The organism is Pontibacter brevis (assembly GCF_054779655.1).
The window spans coordinates 1-25,428 of record NZ_BAAGXV010000014.1 but is presented as its reverse complement, the minus strand read 5'-3'; the positions used below and the strand labels follow the sequence as shown (position 1 = coordinate 25,428).

Annotated in this window: 18 protein-coding genes; 13 read left to right on the top strand and 5 right to left on the bottom strand. The window is 50.1% G+C overall.

The annotated features are described in order from the left end of the window. Positions 1-240: 240 nt before the first annotated feature. Both ACYVB1_RS03865 and ACYVB1_RS03860 read left to right on the top strand, forming a co-directional pair. Entirely contained in the window at positions 241-1,155 is a 915-nt protein-coding gene (locus tag ACYVB1_RS03865; protein ID WP_460920773.1) for a pirin family protein, read from the top strand. Positions 1,156-1,478: 323 nt separating this feature from the next. Beyond that, positions 1,479-3,668, top strand: coding sequence for a S9 family peptidase (locus tag ACYVB1_RS03860; RefSeq protein WP_460920771.1), 2,190 nt, complete (start codon positions 1,479-1,481; stop codon positions 3,666-3,668). 166 nt (positions 3,669-3,834) lie between these two features. Here the strand turns inward: ACYVB1_RS03860 and ACYVB1_RS03855 are convergent, their stop codons facing one another. Further along, a complete protein-coding gene (locus ACYVB1_RS03855; RefSeq protein ID WP_460920769.1) occupies positions 3,835-4,278 on the bottom strand; it encodes a hypothetical protein in 444 nt (147 codons plus the stop codon). A 10-nt stretch (positions 4,279-4,288) separates the two neighbouring features. Beyond that, positions 4,289-5,725: a GMC oxidoreductase gene (locus ACYVB1_RS03850; RefSeq protein ID WP_460920767.1), complete on the bottom strand. Its 1,437-nt coding sequence runs from the start codon at positions 5,723-5,725 to the stop codon at positions 4,289-4,291. Between the two features lie 510 nt (positions 5,726-6,235). Between ACYVB1_RS03850 and ACYVB1_RS03845 the strand changes: the two genes are divergently transcribed. From ACYVB1_RS03845 to ACYVB1_RS03830, 4 genes are all read left to right on the top strand, one after another. Beyond that, complete coding sequence (locus ACYVB1_RS03845; RefSeq protein WP_460920765.1) at positions 6,236-7,090, top strand: hypothetical protein; 855 nt, start codon at positions 6,236-6,238, stop codon at positions 7,088-7,090. A gap of 11 nt (positions 7,091-7,101) precedes the next feature. Continuing rightward, positions 7,102-8,790, top strand: coding sequence for a hypothetical protein (locus tag ACYVB1_RS03840; protein WP_460920763.1), 1,689 nt, complete (start codon positions 7,102-7,104; stop codon positions 8,788-8,790). 230 nt (positions 8,791-9,020) lie between these two features. After that, positions 9,021-9,644 (top strand): radical SAM protein, encoded by a 624-nt coding sequence (locus ACYVB1_RS03835; protein WP_460920761.1) that lies wholly within the window; start codon positions 9,021-9,023, stop codon positions 9,642-9,644. After that, positions 9,644-10,054 (top strand): hypothetical protein, encoded by a 411-nt coding sequence (locus ACYVB1_RS03830; RefSeq protein WP_460920759.1) that lies wholly within the window; start codon positions 9,644-9,646, stop codon positions 10,052-10,054. The genes ACYVB1_RS03835 and ACYVB1_RS03830 overlap by 1 nt, the downstream gene beginning before the upstream one ends. A 218-nt stretch (positions 10,055-10,272) precedes the next feature. On the opposite strand, the gene ACYVB1_RS03825 is transcribed toward ACYVB1_RS03830, so the two are convergent. Beyond that, positions 10,273-11,418: a Gfo/Idh/MocA family protein gene (locus ACYVB1_RS03825; RefSeq protein ID WP_460920757.1), complete on the bottom strand. Its 1,146-nt coding sequence runs from the start codon at positions 11,416-11,418 to the stop codon at positions 10,273-10,275. Between the two features lie 471 nt (positions 11,419-11,889). Here ACYVB1_RS03825 and ACYVB1_RS03820 point away from each other — a divergent pair, with 471 nt between their 5' ends. From ACYVB1_RS03820 to ACYVB1_RS03795, 6 genes are all read left to right on the top strand, one after another. Then, positions 11,890-12,909, top strand: a complete 1,020-nt coding sequence (locus tag ACYVB1_RS03820) for a serine hydrolase domain-containing protein (protein ID WP_460920755.1) — start codon at positions 11,890-11,892, stop codon at positions 12,907-12,909. Positions 12,910-13,243: 334 nt separating this feature from the next. Next, positions 13,244-14,023 (top strand): rhamnogalacturonan acetylesterase, encoded by a 780-nt coding sequence (locus tag ACYVB1_RS03815; RefSeq protein WP_460920752.1) that lies wholly within the window; start codon positions 13,244-13,246, stop codon positions 14,021-14,023. Positions 14,024-14,172: 149 nt separating this feature from the next. Next, positions 14,173-14,937, top strand: coding sequence for a rhamnogalacturonan acetylesterase (locus ACYVB1_RS03810; RefSeq protein ID WP_460920750.1), 765 nt, complete (start codon positions 14,173-14,175; stop codon positions 14,935-14,937). 630 nt (positions 14,938-15,567) lie between these two features. Continuing rightward, positions 15,568-17,529 carry a sialate O-acetylesterase gene (locus tag ACYVB1_RS03805; protein WP_460920748.1) on the top strand — a complete coding sequence of 654 codons (1,962 nt, stop codon included), beginning with the start codon at positions 15,568-15,570 and terminating at the stop codon, positions 17,527-17,529. A gap of 24 nt (positions 17,530-17,553) precedes the next feature. Further along, positions 17,554-19,101: a glucuronyl esterase domain-containing protein gene (locus ACYVB1_RS03800; RefSeq protein ID WP_460920746.1), complete on the top strand. Its 1,548-nt coding sequence runs from the start codon at positions 17,554-17,556 to the stop codon at positions 19,099-19,101. 360 nt (positions 19,102-19,461) lie between these two features. Continuing rightward, a complete protein-coding gene (locus tag ACYVB1_RS03795; protein ID WP_460920744.1) occupies positions 19,462-19,740 on the top strand; it encodes a hypothetical protein in 279 nt (92 codons plus the stop codon). A gap of 217 nt (positions 19,741-19,957) precedes the next feature. On the opposite strand, the gene ACYVB1_RS03790 is transcribed toward ACYVB1_RS03795, so the two are convergent. Further along, on the bottom strand, positions 19,958-21,838 hold the full coding sequence (locus tag ACYVB1_RS03790) for a gamma-glutamyltransferase family protein (protein WP_460920742.1): 1,881 nt from the start codon (positions 21,836-21,838) through the stop codon (positions 19,958-19,960). 213 nt (positions 21,839-22,051) lie between these two features. Between ACYVB1_RS03790 and ACYVB1_RS03785 the strand changes: the two genes are divergently transcribed. Then, a complete protein-coding gene (locus ACYVB1_RS03785) occupies positions 22,052-24,268 on the top strand; it encodes an acylase (RefSeq protein WP_460920740.1) in 2,217 nt (738 codons plus the stop codon). Between the two features lie 169 nt (positions 24,269-24,437). On the opposite strand, the gene ACYVB1_RS03780 is transcribed toward ACYVB1_RS03785, so the two are convergent. Beyond that, the coding region (locus tag ACYVB1_RS03780) for a PKD domain-containing protein (RefSeq protein ID WP_460920738.1) at positions 24,438-25,428 on the bottom strand (991 nt) is incomplete at its 5' end.

Sequence of the window (25,428 nt, the reverse complement as noted above, 5' to 3'; positions counted from 1 at the left end):
CAGTAGGGGCAGTTTACCTGGATAGTTATCTCGCACATAACTTCCTATAAACACCCTTGCTGCCATACTTATTCCAACATCATACATTCTAGAACACAGCCTAAAAGTCTTTGGATAAAGCGCATTTCCGGAGTCCAATCATCACGAGTTGCCTCCATTGCTGTTTACAAACAGTACTCGTTCTGATTCGTACCTGAACAGCCTATTTACGTTCTAATGAAGGTAAACAACCAAAGAATTATGCTCGAAATTGTGATAGAAGCCCGTAAGGCCGCGATTGGTCCGGGAATGGATGTGCGCCGGATTCTGCCTTTCCGGCTGCGACGGATGGTCGGTCCCTTTATTTTTATGGATCATGCCGGCCCTGTGGCTGCCCCTCCTCCCTCAGTACCCTCTATGGATGTACTGCCGCATCCGCACATCGGCTTGTCTACGGTCAGCTACTTGTTCGGCGGACAGGTAACGCACCGGGATAGCCTGGGAGTGCAGCAGGTCATCCGGCCCGGCGAAGTAAACTGGATGACGGCCGGCAGCGGGATTGCACATTCAGAGCGCTTTGAGGACCCTGCCGCACTGGCCGGCGGCCAGCTTGAAATGATACAGACCTGGGTCGCCCTTCCGGAAAAAGAGGAGGAAGCAGCGCCTTCTTTTGAAAATTATAAACCGGAGCAGCTGCCCATATACACAGATACAGGGGTCTGGATGCGGCTGATAGCAGGGGATGCCTACGGACTTAAAAACGATGTCAGAACACATTCTCCTTTGTTTTACCTGCATGTCGTGCTGGAGCAGGGGGCGTCGTTCGGCCTCCCCGACGGGCATACAGAAAGAGGCATTTATATAGCCAGAGGAAGTGTGGAGGTTGCCTGGCGGAGTTATTCTGCCGGGCAGATGCTGGTCTTCAAAAAAGGAGTAGGACCCATTATACGGGCGAAGGAAGCCAGCACGCTCATGTTGCTGGGCGGTGAGCCGCTTGGAGAAAGGTTTATCTGGTGGAATTTTGTTTCATCCAGGAAAGAGCGCATCGAGCAAGCGAAAGCGGACTGGAAGGAGGGAAGAATTCTGCTACCGCCCTCCGACAACTCAGAATTTGTCCCGCTACCGGAAGATCGTTCCCGCCCTGCCGGCAGCCCTTCTCCCCAAGCCCTTTCCTGAGGCAGATGACCCCCTCAAATGCACAGCGCGATGCGAAAGGGGGGCTAACTCCAGGATGAAGTTGCTCGGCCCATAGAGGACAGGAAACAACAATGAAAAAACGGTTTATGAGTTATTGAAGAAGCTATTGCTACGGAAGCTTAGGCAGAATATGCTATGGATAAAAGTATAAGGCACCGGTAAAAGCCATTTTTCCCTCCTCATTTCTCGCTGTTCAGGCGGTATCCTGTCCACTTCATCTAAAATGCTTATCTTTAAGAGCTTTATGCCTGGCTTTTTTGGGCTTAATTTTAAGCAACATCATCTTAACCTTTAAACTTTAAATGAAAAAGAACACCTTCTTACTGTTCCTTTGCTTTTGTGTGGCAGCGATCAGCGCGCATGCACAGCAAGGGAAAGAGCTTATCAATGTAACGGACTTGCTGAAGATCAAGCAAATCGCCAATGTCACTCTGACGCCCGATGGCAGTAGAGCCGTTTTCTCTGTTACCAGTATCGAGCCTGACCCTGCGAATAGGGCAGAACACAAGTACAGCACCCAGTTGTACCTGGTTTCTACGGGCAGTGCTACTCAGGCACCCCGTCAGATTACGTATGGCAGCAACAGTGCTTCACAACCTGCCTGGAGCCCCGACGGAAAACAACTGGCCTTTGTCAGAGCAACGGACGGAAAGCCCCAGATTTACCTGCTTTCGATGGAGGGAGGAGAGCCGGTGCAGCTTACCAAGTTTAAGTACGGCGCGAACAGCCCCGTGTGGAGCCCTGACGGCAAGCAGATTCTCTTTACTTCCGGCTTTGGTTTAAAAGAACTGCTGTCTGACTCATTGCTTAACCCCAACAAAGAAATACCGAAGTGGTCTTACGAAAAGCCAGGCTTTTTTCAGAATGAAAACCTGAATGCCAACACAACCGCCAAGCCAGATGCAGATGGCTCTTTGGCAGAAATCAGGAGCTACCTGGATAAAAACGAAAAAGACAACAAAGCCAAAGTCATCAACCAGCTTGACTTTCAGGAAGAAGCCAGTGTCACGGGCAGCATCGACCTGTCCCACATCTTTATCATGGATGCACGTCCTGACGCCACACCCAAAGACCTGACGCCCGGCTTCTCTACCAGTTACCGTCCTTCTTTTACAAAGGATGGCAAGCGTATCATTTTTGAAGGCGACAAAGACGATACGGAACACCCCAACCGCTCGCAGGAATCAGAAATATTCAGCATCAACCGGGATGGAAGCAACCTAAAGCAGCTTTTAGGAAAAAAAGGCATGGCCTACAGCAGTGCCGCTCTTTCTCCCTCAGGCAAATGGCTGGCCTTCGAGTACCGCCCTACCAACGATGTCAGGATACCAGCACTGGCTATCATGCCGCTGGATGGCAAAGAAGCTGATATTGTAACTGTCCCTTTCGACCGGAACAAGAGTAACCTGACCTGGACTGAAGACGACAAGTACCTTTACTTTACCTCTCCGTCCAACGGAGGCGTTATCCTGAGCAGGGTAAACCTCAGAAACAGGAAAGTAGAGCAGCTGACGGATTTTAACAGCGGAGTAGGGAGCTTTGACATTCATAAGAACAAGCTGCTCTATGTGAAAACGGAGGTTGCAAACCCTTATGAGTTGTACCAGTCAGATGCCGCAGCTAAAAATGCCAGACGCGTTACTTCTTTTAACCACGATTGGGTAAAAGACAAGAAACTGAGCATGCCGGAGAAGAAGACATTCACCAACAGCATCGGGCAGACAGTGGAGTATTGGGTGATGAAGCCCACCAATTTTGTGGAGGGCACAAAATACCCGGTGGTGCTGGAGATACACGGCGGCCCTACTGCTATGTGGGGACCTGGCGAAACCAGCATGTGGCACGAGTACCAGTTCTTTGCCTCCAGAGGCTACGGCGTGGTGTTCAGCAACCCGCGTGGCTCCGGTGGTTACGGGGAGGATTTCATGAGAGCCAACATGAAGGACTGGGGGCAAGGTCCTGCCAGTGATATACTCACTTCGCTGGACCATGCTGTGGCCGAAGGCTGGGCTGATACTGCGCGTCTGGCTGTTACAGGAGGTTCCTACGGCGGCTACATGGTGACCTGGATTGTGGGCCACGACATCCGGTTTAAGGCTGCCTGCTCACAGCGCGGTGTGTACGACCTGGGCACCTTTTTCGGGGAGGGCAATGCCTGGCGCCTGGTGCCGAACTATTTCGGGGGCTATCCATGGGAAGAAGCCAGCAGGCCTCTCCTGCAAAGAGAGTCTCCTCTCACATACGTGCAGAACATCACGACACCGCTGATTATTTTTCACGGAGAAAACGACCTGCGTACAGGTGTTATACAAAGTGAAATGCTTTACAAAAGCCTGAAGATTCTGAACAGGCCAGTTGAATATGTGCGCCACCCGGGAGCCACCCATGAAATTACACGTAGCGGCAATAACCGCCAGCGCATTGACCAGATGCTCAGAACGTATGAGTTCTTCGAACGCTGGTTGCATGACGGGGATAATACAAAGCCTTAAGCTCACACCTGTTTTACAAAACCAAAAGCCGCTTGTACTACAAGCGGCTTTTGGTTTTTAAAGGGTGGATAGTAAATCCTATGATGCAGTTTCGGTGCTTTTGCCAACGCTGCCGCAGTTAAAAGCAACCGTGCTTCGTTTCATGCTAAATTCAAATCAAGGTAAATCAACTTACCTCCGGAGGATAATGAATAAAGGAAAACGGATTGGCACAGGGCTTCAGGTGCGGACTGTACAGCCCTACATACTTCAGTGTCCTGCTCTCATCCATGTTGTTACTGAAAAAATCAGTAGACAGTAGATACGTTTCTGCCATTAACCGAAACATCCCCGAGTTAAACAGACTCACCGCACTATCGGCCTTAATATTGAAGGCATAGAGCGTTTTTATAACCATGGCATTTTTCAGCCGTCCTTCCCAGTAATAAAAGGGCAGAAAATCGTCTACAAAATCCTCAACTCCCTTTTGATCCAGCTTCAGGTAATTGAACTCGTGCAGGAGCGCGCCGATGGCAGCCTCCCTCATCGAAAGAGATGCAAAACCAGTACCAGGTGCTGCTACCAGCAGAGCACCCAAACCTGTTAACTGTAGAAAATATCGTCGTAACATAACAGAAGAACTAAAAGGACTTGTCGGCCGCATGCAAAGACAAAGCAGACAATGTAAGCGTAGGATTGGCTGGTGAATAAGTTGTAAAGGTGCCGCTACCCAGCACAAAAAGATTACGGTACTGGTGGTGGAGCAGGTGCTTGTCTACTACGCCCTCAGCCGGGGTGCTGCTCATGCGGGTGGTGCCCAGGATATGGGCTTCAGAGGCGTAGGGTTTAGAATACTCTATTTTTTCTACCGGTAAACAGGCCAACACCTCCGGAAGCTTTTGCTTCATTTTTTCCACTGCCCTGAGCGTATAGTTGGACGGACCTTCAAAATGCACCTTCGGCTTGAGGGGGTCTGAGGTGGCAGCCACGTAATTCCTTTCATCCGGCACGTCCTCGAACACCATCCTGAAGTTGGCAATGTCTCTCCACTTGCCTTTTTCAAGTCTCAGAAAGGGGGCGTTGTTCGATTCCATCATACAGGCCGCATATTCCTTCCGGTGGTCGCCATCGTAAAGCATATAGCCATTGGCGCTCACCCAGGTGCTGCCGCCGGTGTTTTGCAGGCGGTCGAGGTACACGCGGGCTCCCAGGCCATACTGTTCACCGAGGCCTTTGCCTGTGAAGGGGTTTGTGTCGCCGGAGTTTAAAAGGATATGCGCATTGAAAATGGCATTGGCGCCAAGGGCAAAAACGTCGGCAGAACGCACATGTTCCTTTCCATCCTTCAGGTAAGTTACCTTCCGCACCATGTTTTGCTGAAGCTCCAGGCCAAACACCTGGGCACCGTACTCCAGTGCCACACGCGAATCCTCGTAAACACCCATCCCCGAGTTTTCAATGGTGAACTTGGCGTTAACCGGGCATACACTGCAATCGGCGCTGACACAGCAACTGCCCCTGCCATTCACCGGTACCCTTGCCCTGGCGGTTGGCTGGCTCACATACAGGGGGCCGTATCTGCTCTTGAGGACTTTATCAACAGTATTAAATAAGTGGGGCGGCAGCGGGTAAGGTTTTTTCCTGGGGTATGGCGTATCATCAGGACCTGAAATGGCCATGAGATCTTCCACCTCGTCATAATAGGCATCCAGATCCTCGTACTGTACGGGCCAGTCGTTTCCGATGCCATACAGGCGCTTCAGCTGGAAATCGGAAGGCAGAAATCGCGGTGTACAGCCGAACCAGCAGTTGGATCCTCCACCGAAGGCAGCCTGGAATTCCCAGCGCTTATCAGGATTAGCATTGACGAAAGTATTATCTGAAATCTCATTCAGGCGGGCATAGGCTGTGCTTTCCCTCTTTCTGTCTTTCAGCCTTTCAGCGTGCGGAAAGAAGTGCCCTCTTTCCAGCACCAATACCCTCGCTGATTTTGGTGCCTTGCTTAAATATTTGCTGAGAAAAAAAGTAGAAGCAAAACCGGTTCCCACTACGAGCAAATCATACTTTTCATAGGCCATGATTTATATATTCTTAAAGCTTCTCAAAAAATGATTTGTTGATTTTACAAAGACATTCTCTGTTTATGAAGTATTAAGTAATATAAATACATAACTGAGGCGATATTCTTAGTGAACGGCTGTATTCCGCTAGTTTAAATTTTTTGTAAACCAGTAGAGTTTTAGCTTTTATACGCCTCTCCCAAGCCTCTTTTGTACCCGCGTTCTTCTGGCTTTTCATCTTATAGTTCAAGAACTTTTCCTCTTGAAGATAAAAATTGGACACTTTGTGTAGTAACAATAATTATTGGAATAGGTATATCTATCTGTTCTTTACGTATACGCTTTGTTCCTGCTGTTTTCACTGTTTGGTCTGCGGCTTCTGACAGGAAGTTGCTGTTTCTTGTGCTGTCATGTGTTTATCAAATCTTTCTTATGGTTCTGTTATATGGCCGGTTTATTTCTGCGCTGCAAGCCTTGCAATTACCTGTTTCCGAAATGTAAAATGACAGCAGAATCAGGAGGTGTGCTATGAAATCTTTTCTAATCGGTTTTTTCTGCGGGGTGCCCTTGCCCCGAAAATGTGTCGCCTGTGTAGGTGGCCTGCTGCTATGCTGCCTGCTGTTTGTAAGCCCTGTTTTCTGCCAGGATGTTATTACCAGGACGGACAGTGTGCGGCTGGAGGCAACTGTATTGCAGGTGGAAAATGAAGCCATCCGTTTTAAGCTGTACCAGGAGCAGGATGGGCCGGAGTACATCATCAGTACGCTCGATGTATTGTTTTTAGACTATGCGGACGGAACACGAAGGGTTTTCGGACAACCTGTTGCCCGGCAGCAAATGAAATCCAGGCCAGATTACACAAAAGAGTGGGGGCGCAACATGCTGACGCTAAGTGTAGATGATTTCTTGCATCAGAATCTCACCATCTCATATGAAAGGATTTTTGGCTCCGGGAAATTCGGCATTCAGGTACCGGTTTCGGTGGGGCTGAACCCAACGGGGGAGGACAGAGGATATTTTATGAGGAATAAAACATTTGGTGCCGGAGTAGCAGCAAATTTTTATCCCTTCGGGCAGGCGCGGTTTACTTATTTCCTGGGCCCGCAGGCAGATCTGTCTACGTTCAAATATGATTCCTTCTACTACGGTCCTTATGACCCCGACAGGCCACAGCAGTCCCAGATTAAAAGCTTTAGTGTAGGCACAGTTGTCATGAGCAACGGGGTGTATTATCAGTTATCGAAGCCACTCATCATCGCTTTTGACATTGGGTTGGGGGCAAGGGTGTGGCGGGAGCGTGTAAACGATGAATACGAATACTATCCTTATTACCTCAACTTTATTTTCGTTCCGGCTATTTTCCGATTTGGCTTTCGCTTTTAAACCTGCACTATATGAACGACACATCGAAAGGGTTTACGCCGCTCCGGCTACTGCGCCGAAAAAAGGTACAAGCTGTTTTGGCCTGGTGCCTTTTGCTGGCTTTTTTGCCACTAAGCTCCGGATGCAACTATTACCGCGTCCAGTCAGAGGAAACGGTAACCGGAAACAGGCTCAGCACTATCCCCAACTACAAGCGCTTTCTGGTTCACCAGGGTAACAAGGTATGGGAGTTGCGGGACGTGACCGTGAAAGAGCAAGCTTTGGAAGGAACCCTGCATCCTGTTTCTACTGGTTTGCTGGCTTTTATAAATCCCAAACCAGGCTCACCGAACCGTTACAGAAGGAACAACAAGGGAATAGCTTTGAACCTGGTGCACCTGCACATCTACCAATATGCGCAGGGCGATGGCAACACTGTCAGCATTCCGATGAATGCCATACAGCGTATGGACATTACAGACATGGATACCGGGGCCACGGTTGCCTCGCACGCGCTTACAACGGTTGGCATACTGGCAGGCACTATGGCCATCATCACCATTATTGTGCTGCTGACAAAAAGCTCCTGCCCTTATGTGTATGCCTATAACGGGGAGCACTTTGAATTTGTGGGCGAAAGTTATGGAGGAGCTATTTTCTCTCCTTTGGAGCGGCATGACTATATCCCGCTTCCACAACTGAAGGCAAACCAGGAGAACTTGCAGGTAAAAATTGCGAATGAGCTGAAAGAGCGGCAGTACACCAACCTGGCCGAGTTGCTGGTCCAGCAGCACCCGGAGCAGGTGCGCGTGCTGCTGGACCAGCAGGGAAAGCCTCATACGCTTGCAGCGGTGCAGGCGCCGGTTGCTGCGCGTTCCGCTGATGGCATGGATTACTACACCACCCAGCTCTTCGCAACCGACAGCAGCTCCTACCTTTTTAACCACGGGAGCGATAATGTAAACCAACTGAACCTGAAGTTCACGAAGCCAACCGGAGCAAAGCAGGCCAAACTGTTGCTGCACGCCCGCAACTCCCTCTGGCTGGACTACCTTTATGGTTCGTTTATAGAGCAGTTTGGAGCCTCTTATACCTCCTGGGCAGAAAAGCAGAAAGATGTACCGGCAAAAGAGCATGAACAGTGGCAGAAAGACCAGGGCATCCCGTTAACAGTAGAGGTAGAGACGGCGCAGGGCTGGCTGACAGTAGGGCAGGTGCCCACGGTGGGGCCGCTGGCCGGCCGCGACATGGTGATCCCGTTTGACCTGGCCGGAGTGAAAGGAGATGTGGTAAATGTGCGGCTTTCCTGCGGCTTTATGTTTTGGGAAGTAGACCAGGCCGGCATTGATTATTCGCTGAATGTGCCGGTGGAGGTGCGAACAATCAAAGCGTCCCGCGCCACGGACAGGCAGGGCTGGGACACCAGCCATTTGCTGGCGGCAGACGATAACCAGTACCTGAAGCAGTTTGCTGTTGGGGAAGAGGTGCTGCTGACATACACGGTTCCGCCTGCCACACCAGGTAAGAGCCAGAGCAGCTTCCTGCACACAAAAGGGTATTATGAGCATATCAGGAAGTTTGAGGGTGTTCCGAACATTCTGAACCTGATGGCCTTCAAGCGGCCCGGCCGCTTTATAGAATTTTCAAGGGAACGTTATCAGCAAATCATCAGCTCCGAACAATTAAATGCCCTGTCCCATGCCCCTGTTGTCACGCCCTAAACAAGCTGCCCCCGAGGCCGTTGTGCTTCCAGAACAGCCAGTGCAAACCCTTGCTGCCCCTGTATCAACAGAAGGAACTGCTGCTCCCCCGATGCTGAGCAGGGGGGAAGTCTGCCCTTATTCTGTTTTGTGTCAGGCTCCGGATAGCATGGCTGGCTTTTCGCCATATTTCCAATCCTCTTAAAGCCATTTTCGCCCTGCGACAACTGGAGAAAACGCGCCGGCTCTATATGGGAGACTTTAGATCACTTAAAGTTGCAAAATCAGGAGGGCGCTATTTTTATGAATTAAATACACCCGGCTGGCCTTCATTGGTATGCGACCAGTACCACCTTTCGGAGCTAAACCGGATAGTGCCCTTCCAGGAAAAGCCACACGCGCTAAAAGTGCTGTTGCTGGCTATTACCAAGAAGTGCGCGCTGCAGTGCGAGCATTGTTTTGAGTGGGACGCGCTGAACGGAAAGGAGAAGCTGACAACAGACAACCTGAAGACGATTGTTCAGAAGTTCCAGGCAAATGGCGTGGGCCAGGTTCAGTTCTCTGGTGGCGAGCCGCTGCTTCGGATGCCGGCCATACTGGAAGTGGTGGGAGCTGCTGCGCCCGGAACAGATTTCTGGGTCATTACCTTGGGCCACCGCCTCACCCCCAAAATGCCTACACACTTAAGAGTGCAGGGATTACGGGCGTCACCATCAGCCTTGATAACACTATCCCGCACCTGCACGACCAATTCCGGGGCTTTAAAGGTGCCTATGATTGGGTGGAGCAGGCAGCGGCAAATGCCCGCCGGGCCGGGCTCCTTATCAGCCTGTCGCTTTGCGCCACCAGAACTTTTACCACCGAAGAAAACCTGATGGCCTATGTGGAACTGGCGCATAAATTAGGCGCTGCTTTTGTGCAGGTTCTTGAGCCGAGGGCAGTAGGGCATTATGTAGGGCAGGAGGTCACTTTGTCGCCCGCCCAGCAGCAGCTCTTAACAGCCTTTTATGAAAAGCTAAACAAGGATCCAAAGTATCAGCATCTGCCTATCCTGGTGTACCACGAGTATCACCGCCGCAGGGCAGCCTGCACAGGTGCCGCAGACCGTTATGTGTATGTTGACACCGATGGACAGTTGCATGCCTGTACTTTCTGCAGGAAAGCCTCAGGTTGCGCCTTCGGGGCAAACCTGGAAGAGGACCTGCTGCGCCTGCGACAGGCAGGGTGCCCGGAGTCAGCTGCAGCCTGCAGCGGCTCGTGCCAGCATGCCTGCAATGTAAGCTAAAGCTTACCTGCACAAAGTCAACTTGTTTCCAGTTTTTCTGCTGAGTTCCTAGGGACAGGAGCCATCTTAAAGAGGAGAGGGTAGAATGGCCTCATCCGCAGCATGTTGTTTAGATGCTATAAGGTCATATAAGCAAATACGTACAAAAAGAGGGTACCTGAAACAGGTACCCTCTTTTTGTGCTGTAATATTCTGGTAGTTTCAACTGCTTGCTGTGGTTAAACAGCCACCCAGCTGCGCTTGTGGTTCGACTCCAGGATACGCTCACAGATGAGTAACTCGCGGTAACCGTCAGCAAACGTAGGGAAGGTTGGATTGTCAGGCTGCTTTCCGGCTTCGATGGCGGCATACACTTCTTTGAACATCTGCTTGGAAGTGTCCGGGAAACCCTCGTTGTGGCCACCAGGGAACGTGATGAGCGAGCGCACTTCCGGGTGCACCAGTGAGGGGTCGCGCATGAGCACCTGGTTGGCGCCGTCGCGGTTGCCAATCCACATTTCATTCGGAGCCTCAGAATTCCAGGCAAAGGTTTGCTTTGATCCGGAAATCTCGAGCTTCATCTGGTTTTTACGACCGGCAGATACCTGCGACACCGTGATCACCCCGCTGTTTCCGTTATCGAAGCGAAGTAAAACGTTGGCGTGGTCCTCGGTGCTGATCTCCACATCGGCATAATCCTCGGGAGTCAGCATCTTGCCGGAGTACGTTTCAACAGGCTTCAGCGGCTTTTTGCGTGTTTTGTGAATGGTGTTGAAGTCAGCCATCACGGATGTTGTTTTCAGGCCAGTAATGTACTCCAGTACGTCCATCAGGTGTGAGCCAATGTCAGCAATAGCGCGGGAATCACCGGACTTGTCTGGCTCCAGGCGCCAGTTGTAATCTGTGTTGTAGAACAACCAGTCCTGCAGGTAAGAGCCGATGAAAGAATAGATTTCACCCAGTTCTCCTTTTTCACGCATTGTCTTCATCTGGCGTACCAGCGGGTAATAGCGCAGGTTAAAGTGGACGGCGTTCACCAGGCCGGTTTCAGCGGCGATACGCACCAGTTCTTCCGCCTCTTCTAAGTTTTTTGCCAGAGGCTTCTCGCAAATCACGTGCTTGCCCGCCTGCAGGGCTGCTTTTGACTGAGAATAATGGAGGAAATTAGGCGTGCAGATATGAATACTGGTAATATCATCCTGTTTCAGCAGATCTTCGAACGTATAGGAACGCTCAATACCCAGTCCGGCAGCCTTCTCTTTGGCCAATTCTTCAGTTAATTCACAAAGTGCGGCGACTTCAACATTAGGGAGCCGGCGAAGGGCTTCGATATGAGCCGGGCCGATAAAGCCCGTACCTACAACACCTACTTTAATTTTCTTCATTATTCAGGTTGTTTTATTTGTTTTAGATGAGTAAAGGGAGGTAATTTTATAAAACTATTTAACTTTTGCTAACTTTTTTGCAATCATGTGGCTTTCGGAATACTTCAATCCACCTTTCCGGGGGCTCTTTAGATGCTTTACCGATACCTCCTTTTTCCGGTCCTGGAAAAATTGAGCACGCCTGGCAGAATTTGCTCTAAATACTCCGGAAGATAGTATATATTTAAAGCTCATTCATGTGTTGGTATTTCAGGTATGGCCTTTCTCAACTTAAGAACTTTACTATTTAAATGTATCACAGCCTCCGTGTGCTGTTCTTTCCTAGGTTCCTGTTCGGGAACAAAAAAAGATAATTTTATAAATGATTTATTTCCGGAGGAGGAGGTAAGGCAGCAGGTAGTAGTGCCGGCTTCTTTCACTGCGGCAAGTGCCAACCGACTGTGCAGCCAGGTCGATTCCATTTTCAGTCGATTGCATAAGAAAAAAGGGTTTAATGGAACGGTGCTGGTCACAAAATATGACCGAGTCATTTATAAAGGAGCATTCGGCTATGCTGATTTTAAAACCAAAGACACCCTCACGACGAACACGTCTTTTCAGCTGGCTTCGGTGTCCAAGCAATTTACGGCTATGGCCATTATGATGCTGAAAGAAGAGGACGAGCTAAGTTATGATGACAGTGTACAGCAGTATATCCCGGATTTCCCTTACAAGGGTATCACCATCCGGCACCTGCTAACCCATCGCTCCGGGTTGCCAAACTATACCTATTTCAGCGACGAACTTTGGCCTGACCGGAAAGTGCCTATCACGAATGATGATGTGCTGCACCTGATGGCGGTGCATCAGCCCAAAATCTTTTTTCAGCCCGACAAGCGCTTCGACTACAGCAATACCGGCTATTTATTGTTGGCTGCTATTGTAGAAAAGGTTTCTGAGATGCCTTTTGCTGCCTTCCTGCAGGAGCGGATATTTGAGCCGTTACAGATGGCGAATACGTTTACGTTTCATGAATTAACTGACCGTACAGGAAGGGTGGCCACCGGCTATATCAGCGGCAGACGGAAAAGAACCCCGGATTATTTAGATAGTGTACTGGGTGACAAAGGAGTATACTCCACAGTAGAGGATTTGTATAAGTGGGATCAGGCGCTTTACACGAACAAGCTGGTGAAGCGGGAAACGCTGGAAGAGGCCTTTGCTGCCCGGGGCCTTGTGAATAAGAAAACAGAAGATTACGGCTACGGCTGGCGTATTAAACAAGTAGAGAGTGGAGATACGGTGGTATATCATGGCGGTTTATGGCATGGCTTTAATACCTACCTGCTGCGAAACCCAAAGGACCACAGTACGATTATAGTGCTGAGCAACCTCACCAACGGCAGTTTAAATTACATGAAAGACCTTCGGAATTTCCTGTATCCAGCCCCACCTGTTATGACTGCCAGCAACAACGGCAAACAAAAGAAGGGCGCTGGTGCCCGGATGTAGTGGATGCAACGCAAATAAACAGCAGCGGCAATTTTCTTATGAAATTTGCCGCTGCTGTTTTTCGTAGTATTCCAGGCATTAGGCTTATGCCATCAGGAGTCTCTGCTCAGAGCCTATGATACCTGACCGAACCTGATTTCCATAAGCTTGCTTCATTACCGGATACAGCAGGATGCTCTTCCGGGAAAATAGATTGAAATTGGGTATCGTAGAAATGTTTTTTTCTCAAGGTTCATATCCTGTTTGCGGCACGTGTGCAATTCAGTTGAGGGCGGCAAAAACTAATCTCAGCCTAGGGACTGCAAGCATGGAGAGGAACATAAAAAAAGGTCTTATGCATCCAAAGCGTTTACTTACAACCTGCCTCATCACTTTGTTTGTCGTTAGCTTACTGGTAAGTTTCACCCAAAAATCAAAGCCAACGCTGTACATTATCGGCGACTCCACCGTCAGGAACACAAATGAAGGCTATGGTGGCTGGGGCTCCTATGTTCATGAATTGTTCGACACGACAAAAATCAGTGTTAACAACCAGGCGATGGCTGGCAGAAGTACCCGCACCTTCTTGAAAGAAGGTCGCTGGGATAAAGTGATGTCCATGCTTCAGCCAGGTGATTTTGTCATCATGCAGTTTGGCCATAACGAGGGGAGTGAGCCAGATACGTCCAGAAGCGGATACAGGGGCGTATTAAGAGGCCCTGGTGAAGAAACAAAAGAGCTTATCTGGAAAAACGGTGAAAAGGAAGTGGTGCATACGTATGGCTGGTACCTGCGCAAGTTCATCAACGAAGCCAAATCAAAAGGTGCTACTCCTATTGTTGCCTCTATGATTCCACGTAACCAGTGGAAAGACGGGAAGGTGGTGCTGGCAAACGACACTTTCGGAAAGTGGGCCGCAGAAGTAGCGAAAGCGGAGGGGGTGTATTTTGTAAATCTGAACCAGATAACGGCCGACAAGTATGAGCGAATGGGTCCGGAACAGGTGCAGGCTCTTTTTCCGACAGACCATACGCATACCAATCCGGAGGGAGCCCGCATAAATGCTGCTTCAGTAGTAGAAGGCCTTAAAAAGAACAAGAAACACCCGTTGAATAAGTACCTGAAGAAGTCATAGTTTGAACATAAGCCGGTGCCTGAAGCCTCCTTTCATTCAACAGACCTTACCTTACCAATCATCCCTATATGTATAAAATAGTATTCCAGAAAAGCAGCCTCACATATTTCTTTTTTATGTCTCTGCTGTTCAGTGTATCCTGTGCGGCCGTGAAAACAAACCAGCCTAAGCCTACCCTGTACCTCATCGGTGACTCTACCGTGAAAAACGGAAAAGGAAAGGGAGATGGTGGCCTGTGGGGCTGGGGAGACTTTCTTGCAGCGTCTTTCGACACAAGCAGGATAAGAGTTGAAAACCATGCGCTGGGGGGCACCAGTAGCCGCACGTTCCGCACCCAGGGGCATTGGAACAAGGTATTACCTAAGATACAGGCAGGAGACTTCGTGATGATGCAGTTCGGGCACAACGACAGCAGTCCGGTAAACGATACCCTCCGTGCCCGCGGAACGATTAAAAGCAACAGTGACGAGATTCAGGAAATAGACAACCTCATCACCAAAGAGCATGAGGTGGTGCATTCTTACGGGTGGTACCTGCGCCAGTTCATAGCAGAAGTAAAGGCGAAGGGAGCCACTCCGATAGTGCTGTCGCCTGTACCTAGAAATACCTGGAACAACGGAAAACCCAACCGGAACGATCAGGACTACGGAAAGTGGGCGGCTGAGGCCGCAAAGCAGGGCGATGCGGTTTTTATCGATCTGAATAAAATCATAGCAGACCGTTATGAGCAGGAAGGGGAGGAGAAAGTGAGAAGCACCTATTTCAATACCACCGACCACACCCACACCATCGAAGCGGGAGCCATTGTGAATGCGGCTTCTGTAGTGGAGGGCATCAGGCAGAATAGAAAGCTGGAGCTGAATAAATATTTAGTTAAACCAGGAGAAACAGGCACCACGAGTTCTGTAAGGTAAAGCCAGTACGCCTGAATCTTATTTGACTTCGCCAAATGAATGATGTGTTGAAGTCGTTTTACGGCTTACGAACAAGTTTATCGCACCCCTAATCCGCTCCAGGTTTAGGGGTGTTTTATTTTAAACCCTGGCTGGCACCAGTTTATTTCTATTCGCTCAGTATCTCCTTCATTTTATTCTTCATGTTGCTTATGCAAGGTAAAGGGCTTAACAGCTATATGCCTTTTTCAAAGGATTTGTTTTGCCAAAACATCCGACGAAAAATAAAATGAAAAAAGTTTTTGTGCGTCGCCGGATAAGCGGTAGCTATGGCTGTTTAGGCAATACAGATCCTACGGAAGGAGCCTTCATAATTCCTCCTAATGCCTGTTGGCAGCACCATTCTCTGTAGGTTTTGCATTTTAATTGTTTTAACAATAAGATAAAATGTTTTATTTGCTATTGAAAAGCATTCAAAATGATGCAGATAACATTTGTAATGTAGCGGCTTATGCTTTTGTGCTTCTCTTTTTTGTCTGTCTCAACCAAGACTCATATCAATAGGGAAGAGGAAGCAACCTGCACCAGTTTAACCCGCTGCTGATTACAGACTGATAATAAAACGTATTTCTTCACCCTCATAATCATTAAATGACTCACCACCGAAGTTTATCCAGGAAGTTAACATTCCTTTTTCTCCTGGCTTTTTGCCTTTTTGCCTATAACGCGCAAAGCGAGGTAAAACTACCGCAGCTGGTAAGCGACGGTATGGTTTTACAACGGGATGCGAAAACCAATATCTGGGGATGGGCATCTCCGGGTGAAAAAGTAACCGTAAAGTTCAGGGGCAAAACTTACAGAGCTACCACCGACGCAAACGGGAAGTGGCAGATAAAACTGGCTTCCATGAAAGCGGGCGGACCTTATACCATGGACATCAAGGGCAGTAATCAGATCACGCTCAAAGACATCCTGCTGGGGGATGTTTATTTCGTCTCCGGTCAATCGAATATGGTGCACCAGATGTCGCTGCATAACATCACCTATGCAGAAGATATTGCCACAGCCAATTATCCTCAAATCCGGCACTTCTGGATTCCAACTACGACTAACCTGCAGGGGCCTGCGCAGGATTTACCACAGGGATCCTGGAAGTGGGCTAACCCGCAGGACGTGAACAATTTCTCGGCAGTGGCTTATTTCTTCGCCCGAAAGCTTTACAACGAATACAAAATCCCGATTGGCCTGATCAATGCAAGCGTAGGCGGTACGCCTATCGAGGCCTGGATGAGCGAAGAGGGTTTCAAAGAATTTCCTTCTATCCAGGCTACCATCGAGAAAAACCAGGATACGAGTTATGTAAACGCTGCAAACCGTCGTGCGGCAGCTTTTGCCAAAGCCAACCAGCCAAAACCGGACCAGGACAGGGGGCTAAATGGGGCGGTGAAATGGTATGAGCCTGCTTATGAAGCTAAAAACTGGAAAACCATCAACATTCCCGGCTACTGGGAAGACCAGGGCATCAAGGACCTGAATGGGGTAGTGTGGTACCGGCGCGAAATTGAGATACCGGAGTCTATGACAGGTGTACCGGCAAAAGTACATTTGGGTAGAATTGTGGACGCCGATGTTTTATATATCAATGGTGAAAAGGTTGGCAACACCACTTACCAATATCCGCAGCGGCGCTACAGTGTGCCTGCCGGCGTTTTGAAGCCGGGCAAAAACCTTTTTGTCATCAGGGTAATAAACAACGGTGGTAAAGGAGGATTTGTACCAGACAAGCCTTATTATATAGAAGCAAACGGCCAGACAGTTGACCTGAAAGGCTACTGGCAATACAAGGTGGGCGAAGTTTATCGTCCGGTAACAGGCAAAACGGAAAGTGGTATCAGTGCACAAAATCAGCCTACCGCTTTATACAATGCCATGGTGGCACCAGCCACGAACTATACCATCAAAGGAATTCTGTGGTACCAGGGGGAAAGCAATGCCGGTAACCCGGAGGAATATAAAAAGCTGTTGCCTGCCCTAATCAGCAATTGGCGGGATAAGTGGGGGCAGGGTAATCTACCATTCCTGTATGTGCAGCTGCCAAATTTTATGGAAGCCAACTACCTGCCTTCGGAAAGCAATTGGGCGATGATGCGGGAGGCTGCCCTGCAAACCTTGTCGGTGCCGAACACCGCCATGGCCGTTACCCTCGACCTAGGGGAATGGAATGACATCCATCCGGACAATAAGAAGGATGTAGGGGAGCGATTGGCCCTGGCTGCGCAAAAGTTAATTTACGGGGACAAGAAAGTCGTTTCGTCTGGTCCGCTGTTTCAGTCAGCTCAAATAGATGGAAACAAGATAGTCCTGAGCTTCACCAATACAGGTAGTGGACTGGTTTCAATAGACGAGGAAGAACTTAGCCAGTTTGCGATAGCCGGTGAAGATAAAAAGTTTGTTTGGGCCAAAGCCAGGATTGAGGGCGATAAAGTAGTGGTTTGGAGTGAGGAAGTTCCGGAACCAAAGTACGTGCGCTACGCCTGGGCCGATAACCCGGACAGCGCCAACTTATACAACAAAGAAGGTTTGCCGGCTTCTCCTTTCCGGACGGACAAATAAATTCACGCAAACTTAATGCAGCACATGAAAAAGGCCTTTTATCTTTTGTTCGCCCTGGCGGTGTCTTCCGCTTCGGCGCAGCAGGCTGGCACCAGCACGTCCAGCCAATATCCGGCAGTAGTGAATTATACTGCGCAGCAGGACCACGCGCAGATGATGCAGCAATTGGGCATTAAGGCGCTGCGCCCAGGTCCGAGCGGCGACGAATCAGCGCCCAATCATGCGAATTATGACGAAGCGCTTGCCAATCCGTACCCGAACCTGCCGGAGGTGCTGACCCAGAAGAATGGCAAAAAGGTAACGACGCCGGCCATGTGGTGGAACAAGCGGCGGCCTGAGATAGTGGAAGATTTTGAGCGGGAGGTGTTCGGCCGGGTGCCGAAGAACGTGCCGAAAGTGAATTGGAAAACCCTCGTCTCCGAAAGAGAATATGTAGGCTGGATCCCGGTGAATGCGAAGCAGCTGGTAGGGGAGGTGGATAATTCATCCTATCCTTTGCTGGACGTAAAGATTAACATGACGGTGGTGACGCCAGCCAACGTCAATGGACCAGTGCCAGTTCTGATGATGTTTGGCCGCAGTGCTTTGCCAGCCCCGGCGCAGCCGCCGAAGGAAGACATGGAGAAAATTAATGCCGCCATGAAAGAGCTGCTGATTAAAACCGACCCTTCGCTGAAAGCGGTGTTTGAGCAGTACCCGGCCTATAACCCTATTACGGCAGCTACCCTCAACTTTGGACCGCCACCAGCCGGTGACCCGCCTACCCCGAATCAACTGTTAGCTGCAGGCTGGGGCTATGCCCTGATTGAGCCGGGCAGCATCCAGGCCGACAACGGCGCAGGCCTGACAAAGGGCATCATTGGCCTGGTGAATAAAGGACAGCCCCGCAAGCCGGATGATTGGGGTGCCCTTCGGGCCTGGGCCTGGGGTGCCTCCTGTGGCCTGGATTACCTGGAGACCGACCCGGCAGTGGATGCCAAACGCGTAGGTATCGAAGGTGTGTCGCGCTTCGGAAAAGCGGCGCTCGTAACCATGGCCTTTGACCAGCGCTTTTACATGGGCCTGATTGGCTCTTCCGGCGAAGGCGGTGCCAAACTGCACCGACGCAATTTCGGGGAAGCAGTGGAAAGCCTGACCAGCAGTGCCGAGTACCATTGGATGGCAGGTAACTTCTTAAAGTACGGTGCCTCGGAGGCTACTTTCGGTAGCAAGAACGCAAATGATATACCAGTAGATGCGCATCAATTGATAGCGTTGAGCGCCCCCCGCCCGCTCTTCATCAGCTATGGGATTCCAGAAAAAGGTGACGCGAAGTGGCTGGACCAGCAGGGAAGTTACATGGCCACCGTAGCGGCTGGACCAGTCTATCAGCTATTAGGTGCCAGAGACCTGGGTGTAGGCCACGACTACAAAACAGCGAAAATGCCTGGCGTAAATGTAAGCCTGCTGGATGGGGAACTGGCCTGGCGGCAGCACGACGGCGGCCATACCGATGCTCCCAATATCAAATACTTCATCCAATGGGCAGATAAGCTGATGAAGGAAAAAGAAGCTGCTGGTGCTAAGCGCTAAGCGCTATGCGGGTGTTGTGTATACTACAAACTCAGGTAAGTGTTATATTTTTCTTTTTTTTGTCAAAAAGGGCAGCTTCATATAAAGTGAAGCTGCCCTTTTTGAATTAAGATTGAAATTCTAATAAACATATTTTGCCTTTAAAATAGCAATCAGGACGCATGCACAAGCCAATAGGATAATGTGCCATTAAAAGTTAAGTATCTGGCATTTATACCTTCTGTTAGATATGAATTACATGTTAAGCACGCACAGCCTGTGCAGATTTGCACCTGTTTCAACTTTGCCAGATCTGGCAAAGTTGTCTTCAACGGCTATTCATACGTAAGGCAAAACAAATAAACGACGTACGATGAAGCCATGAAAATCAACAGAAGCCTTCTGCTGTACACGATCATCTACAATGTAGTCTATGGACTATTGTTCTTATATGTGCCAACGAATGTAGCCGGGGTAACGGGGGGGAAAGAGCTGTTAGTTTTCCCTTTTTTCTGGTCGGTAGGTGTTAATGGGTTCATTTTGGTTGGACTAAAGAACGTGGCCGCCTTTCAGTACTGGATTAACTGGCTGCTTGCCCTGTTCTGTACACCTATACCGACTTTTGTACTGGTGAATCTTTTTTTCAGCCCTTTCTGGTAAAGCCAAACGGAAAAAGGAGCGCTCGCTCCTGATAGCATCCGTGCGGCTGGGGAAGTGGTTAAAATCTCAAAGTTGGGTTGGAAAATGCAGTCATCACAAACAGAACAGCCACTCCATTTTCATGAAGTGGCTGTTCTGTTTTTCCCGGAGGGGTGCATTTCATAGACACTGTTGTGTCTATGGTGCCTGGAATAAGTAGGAGAGAGGCGGCTTGTCTCTACCAGCCAATGCCATAATCCTCGCCATGGTTGCTGGACCCACCCCAGAAGCTTTCGTGCTCCCAGTCGAAGTAAATGGCATTGATGGGACCACTGGTACGTTCGTCGAAGCTTGGGGTATAGCCCATCTTTTTCAGTTCATCGCGAACGGCCTTTGGTGTGCTGCTATGTAACAGAATGTGTCCTGGTTTAGGCTGGCGATCTGCTGTTTTGGTGCCGCCCAATGAAAGCCAGAGCTGGTTGGTGTTGATGTTGGCTGCTTCGGCAGCCTGCTGCACATTCATACCAAACTCCACCACGTTCAGAAAGAACTGCAACAGGTTCTGGTCCTGCGTATCACCTCCCTGCACGGCGAAAGACAGAAAAGGCTTTCCATCCTTCAGCGCCATGGAAGGAGTGAGTGTTACCCTCGGTCTTTTGCCGGGTTCCACCACGTTGAAAGGGTTCAGGGCAGGGTCCAGGACAAAGCTTTGCATCCGCTGGCTCATCCCTATTCCCGTATTGCCCGCGATGGTGGCAGGTACCCAGCCACCGCTGGGAGTAATCGATACCACCCAGCCCTCTTTGTCGGCCGCTTCTACTGTGGTGGTGCCCCGCCACAGCCTGTCCTGGTAATCTGTCATAGAGGAGCCATTGCGGATATCATGGCTGGGAGCAAAGTTTCGCTTGGTGGTATCCATTTCGTAGCCCCTGTCTTTCAGCAGTTTTAAATATGGGTTTTTTCTGCCTTCAAATGAGTAAGGGTTGCCGGGGCCAATGTTTGGGTTGTTCTTGTCGTACCGGATAAGAGAAGCCCGTTGCTTTGCATACTCCTTGCTTAACAAGCCTTTTATTGGCTCCTGAGGAGGGAAATAGGAGTCACCATAATAAAAATCCCGATCGGCAAAGGCAAGGCTCATGCTTTGGTAAAGCGTATGAATATACTTTGGGCTGTTGTAGCCCATGCCCTTCAGATCGAAGTTTTCAAGTATATTCAGTGCCTGCAGCATCACGGGTCCCTGCGTCCACTGCTGTAGTTTATAAACGTCAATGCCTTTGTAGTTTACCACCAGCGGTTCTTCCTCCAAAGGTTTCCATTTTGCCAGGTCCTTTATGGTGATGAGGCCACCCTGTTCCTGGCTGCCCCGCACAAACTCTTCAGCAATGTCCCCTTTATAGAAGCGGTCGTAAGCAGCCATAAGGGCATCTTTCCTGTTCTTACCTTTCTTCAGGGCGGCTCTTTCTGCTTCTACCATTTTGGTGAGTGTTTGCAGCAGGTCTTTCTGCACAAAGATTTCTCCCGCCTCGGGTGCCTCCCTTTCCTCGCCCGGGTGTGTCAGGAATACTTTTTTGCTGTAAGGCCACTGCTTGATGTGGTCTTTGTTGCGTTCAATGCTATTGGCGGTCTGCGCTTCCATCGGGTAGCCGGCTGCCATTTCCATAGCAGGTGCCAGTACCTGCTCCAGGCTTAGGGTGCCATAGTTGGCCAGCATGTAGAGCAAGCCCCCGGGTGTGCCGGGCGTGGTGGCAGCCAGCGGGCCATATTCAGGCGGAAAATTATAGCCCTTGCTCTTAAAGAATTCAGGTGTGGCACCGGTCGGTGCAACGCCCATGGCGTTGATGGCTATGACTTTTTTGGTATTGGGATTATAGATCAAAGCCTGGGTTTCGCCTCCCCAGCTCAGCACGTCCCACATGGTGCAGGTGGCGGCCAGCATGGCACAGGCAGCATCTACGGCATTGCCTCCTTTCTGAAAGGTCATGGCGCCGGCTGTGGCAGCCAAAGGTTTACCGGTAATGGCCATCCAGTTCTTGCCATGCAGCACCGGTTTCTGCGTTTGCTGGGCAATGGCCGACAGAGCCGAAGCCAGTAAGATGAACAACGTTAATAGGTTTTTCATAAAAGCGTGATACCTTATTGATAGAAAAATGCAGTAAAAGTTATTGTAGAGGCAATATACTTCATTTTGTTTCCTTTAGGTATTACAACAGTAATTTGATGTCAATTGCATGTATTTTAACCACATATCAGGCAATTGTTTTTAATTTGGTGAAGCATAAAAATGGGGTGCTCTTTCTTGTGCCTCGTTAGCCTTATTCTTTTTAGAAAAACCATGAGATACTTTAAATACAGCGTAACACAGTTGTTCCTCTTTATCCTCCTGCTTACCTCCTGCACGGTAGGCGGGAAAACAGCCTCAAGCAGGGAGGTGGCACGATGGGAGCAGCAGGCAGCACATGTGACCATTATCCGGGATGATTTTGGCGTGCCGCACGTCTACTGCAAAACAGATGCAGACGCGGTTTTCGGGTTAATGTACGCGCAGTGCGAGGACGACTTTAACAGAGTAGAGCGGAACTATATCTGGGCTACCGGCAGGCTGGCAGAAGTAGAAGGAAAAGAAATGCTCTACAGCGACCTGCGGGCAAAACTGTTTATGACGGAGGAAGAGGCGATTGCCAACTACGAAAAGAGCCCGGAGTGGCTGAAGGCGCTTTGCCAGGCCTTTGCCGACGGTGTTAACTATTATCTGCACACCCACCCGGAGGTAAAGCCGAAGCTCCTGACACGCTTTGAGCCCTGGATGCCGATGTATTTCAGTGAAGGCTCTATTGGCGGTGACATCGAAAGGATATCTACTAAAGGAATAAAAGCCTTCTATGAGGAGAACAAGTCGCTGGGGTTAAACAAACATGGGGATGGACTGGTGCATCCTGCACTGCTCGATGAACCGAAAGGTTCGAACGGGATTACCATTTCCGGAGCGCATACCGCGTCCGGAAATGCCATGCTGCTGATTAACCCGCACACTTCCTTCTTCTTTCGCGGTGAAGTGCATGCTGTGAGTGAGGAAGGATTGAATGCGTACGGTGCCGTTACCTGGGGGCAGTTTTTCGTTTACCAGGGCTTTAACGACAAAATGGGCTGGATGCACACCTCCACTTACACCGATGTTATCGACGAGTTTGAAGAAACCATTGTAAAGCAGGACGGTAAGCTGTTCTACCGGTATGGCGATGAATTACGCCCAGTCACGACATCCGAAGTGACCTTATCCTACAAAGAGGGCGAGGAGGCAAAACAAAGAACCTTTACAACATACCGAACGCATCACGGCCCCATCACGCACCAGAACGGAGACAAATGGGTGGCTACTGCTATGATGTGGAAACCCGTGGATGCCCTGATCCAGTCGTACACACGTACTAAAAAGAGCAGCCTGGAAGAATTTAACCAGATGATGCAAATACGCACCAACTCTTCCAATAACACCGTTTATGCTGATGCGGCCGGGAATATTGCTTATTACCATGGCAACTTTATTCCCGTGCGGGACACCATCTTCGACTACACAAAGCCTGTTGACGGAAGCAATCCAGAAACTGACTGGCAGGGCCTGCATACAGTAGAAGAGTCCATCAGGTTGATTAATCCCAAAAGCGGGTGGATACAGAATGCGAATTCCACTCCCTTCACAAGCGCTGGTGCCTACAGTCCGAAACGGGAAGATTACCCGTCTTACATGTCGCGCGCGCCTGAGAACTTTCGAGGCGTACATGCTATCCGGTTGCTGAAGCAAGCGGATAACCTGACGCTCGACAAATTGATTGAACTGGCCTACGATCCGTATCTTCCGGCCTTCGAAGTGTTAATCCCAGGGCTAGTAGCCGCTTATGACAAGCTAAAGCCTGAAGACCCCAGGTTGCAGGAGGCCATGAACGTGATGCGCAACTGGGATTATGCAGTGTCCAAAGAATCAGTGGCCATGTCGCTTGCTCATTTTTATGCACTTCATACTTTGAGAGACGGTAGTGCTCCTGAAGGCCTGAACCTGATGGAACGCTTCGATTATTATGCAACGGCTTCACCCGAAACAGAACGTTTAGCGCTCTTCCGCAAAACAATAAACCAGCTGGAGACTGATTTCGGTCAGTGGAACACCCCTTGGGGAGAAATCAATCGCTACCAGCGATTGAACGGGGATATTGAGCAAGCTTTTGATGATACAAAACCCAGTATTCCTGTTGGCATGGCTTCCGGAAACTGGGGCGCGCTGGCCTCTTTTGGTGCCCGCTCTTACGATACAAAACGAATTTATGGAACCTCCGGAAACAGTTTTGTGGCAGTGATAGAGTTCGGGGATAAGGTGAAGGCTAAAACACTTCTTGCCGGCGGCCAAAGCGGTAACCCTGCCTCACCTCATTTCGATGACCAGGCCCAGCGCTATGCAGACGTAAAATTCAAAGACGTGGCTTATTATCCGGAAGATGTAAAGAAGAAAGCGAGAGCAACGTATCACCCCGGGGAGAAGGTAAACGTTTCAAAATAGTCTTATAGGAATCTGCTCCTGTTAATCGCCCTACCTCTTTTAAACCTGCCAGCCTCGGGAATTCAGGAAGGGTTAAAAGAGGTAGGGCTTATTATTAGCAGGAGCTGCGAAAGCTTAGGCAAACAAGCTGTAAAATCTGCTATTCAATTTTATTCCCAGCCCACCCTCTTTAACGGGCTTTCACCAGTTTGTACTGCTTCGTTTCCCTTTCCGTGTTTACCAGCAGGATATAAACTCCTGATTCAAGTTCATTTCCGAGGGTGAGTTTTTGGTTAGCGGATATATCCTGTGCCTGCCACACCTCTCTGCCGCTTACATCATAAAGTTTCATGCTGCATCTTTCCCCTTTGCTTCCCGATAACTGAAGCGTTATCTGTTGAGTGAAGGGGTTCGGGTAGTAATCCAGCAGTGGACCTGATGGAATCGGTTCGCTGCCTGGTGCAGCCTGGGCGGTTGCAGTTGCTGCCATATAGGCGGAGAGCCTGTTTCCGGGAATAGGCAGCTCCTGCGTGCCATCCGGCAGCTGCCACCCCACCGCCAGGTGGTCGGCGCCTGCCCCCTCCTTGTGCAGCGCCTCGATGTAGTACTTCCTGCCGGCCTGCAGCGATACAGCGGCAGACTTCTGCGAAGGGTACCTGGTCCACTCCCTGCTGTTGGTGTGGCTCTCCAGGTAAGCTATCCTCCTTTTGTTTGCCGGGCTCTCGTCCGTGCTCAGCCACAGCTCGCTGTGGTCGTCGCTGGCGATCCAGAAGGTGTAGCTGCCGGTGGCGGGCGCGTGCACGTACGCCCTCACCCTGACGCCGTAGTTGTCGCCGGTGTACTTGGGTGACTCAAACAGGGTCAGCTGCGAGGTGGAGGTGGGCGCGGTGTGCAGCGGGATATCGGCCACCCGCGTGCCGCTGACACCGGCCCAGAACTCCCTGACGATGGGCGAGGAGCTGGCAGTGGCCGGGTGCACCGTCACGGCAGCCTCATCGGAGGCACTGGCCCCGCCGTTGTCGGTCACGGTTAACCGGAACACATAGCTGCCCTCCAGCAAGCCGCTGACAGTTGGAGCCGCTACCGTCCTGCTGCTGAAGGTGGCCGTATTCGGCCCGCTCACCTGGCTCCAGCTGTAGGTGCTGACGGTGCCGTCGCTGTCGGTGGCAGAGCCGCTGAGC

Coding starts and splice junctions, on each gene's coding strand:
- ACYVB1_RS03865 (WP_460920773.1), top strand. CDS start 241: ATGCTCGAAATTGTGATAGAAGCCCGTAAGGCCGCGATTGGTCCGGGA.
- ACYVB1_RS03860 (WP_460920771.1), top strand. CDS start 1,479: ATGAAAAAGAACACCTTCTTACTGTTCCTTTGCTTTTGTGTGGCAGCG.
- ACYVB1_RS03855 (WP_460920769.1), bottom strand. CDS start 4,278: ATGTTACGACGATATTTTCTACAGTTAACAGGTTTGGGTGCTCTGCTG.
- ACYVB1_RS03850 (WP_460920767.1), bottom strand. CDS start 5,725: ATGGCCTATGAAAAGTATGATTTGCTCGTAGTGGGAACCGGTTTTGCT.
- ACYVB1_RS03845 (WP_460920765.1), top strand. CDS start 6,236: ATGAAATCTTTTCTAATCGGTTTTTTCTGCGGGGTGCCCTTGCCCCGA.
- ACYVB1_RS03840 (WP_460920763.1), top strand. CDS start 7,102: ATGAACGACACATCGAAAGGGTTTACGCCGCTCCGGCTACTGCGCCGA.
- ACYVB1_RS03835 (WP_460920761.1), top strand. CDS start 9,021: ATGGGAGACTTTAGATCACTTAAAGTTGCAAAATCAGGAGGGCGCTAT.
- ACYVB1_RS03830 (WP_460920759.1), top strand. CDS start 9,644: ATGGCCTATGTGGAACTGGCGCATAAATTAGGCGCTGCTTTTGTGCAG.
- ACYVB1_RS03825 (WP_460920757.1), bottom strand. CDS start 11,418: ATGAAGAAAATTAAAGTAGGTGTTGTAGGTACGGGCTTTATCGGCCCG.
- ACYVB1_RS03815 (WP_460920752.1), top strand. CDS start 13,244: ATGCATCCAAAGCGTTTACTTACAACCTGCCTCATCACTTTGTTTGTC.
- ACYVB1_RS03805 (WP_460920748.1), top strand. CDS start 15,568: ATGACTCACCACCGAAGTTTATCCAGGAAGTTAACATTCCTTTTTCTC.
- ACYVB1_RS03800 (WP_460920746.1), top strand. CDS start 17,554: ATGAAAAAGGCCTTTTATCTTTTGTTCGCCCTGGCGGTGTCTTCCGCT.
- ACYVB1_RS03795 (WP_460920744.1), top strand. CDS start 19,462: ATGAAAATCAACAGAAGCCTTCTGCTGTACACGATCATCTACAATGTA.
- ACYVB1_RS03790 (WP_460920742.1), bottom strand. CDS start 21,838: ATGAAAAACCTATTAACGTTGTTCATCTTACTGGCTTCGGCTCTGTCG.
- ACYVB1_RS03785 (WP_460920740.1), top strand. CDS start 22,052: ATGAGATACTTTAAATACAGCGTAACACAGTTGTTCCTCTTTATCCTC.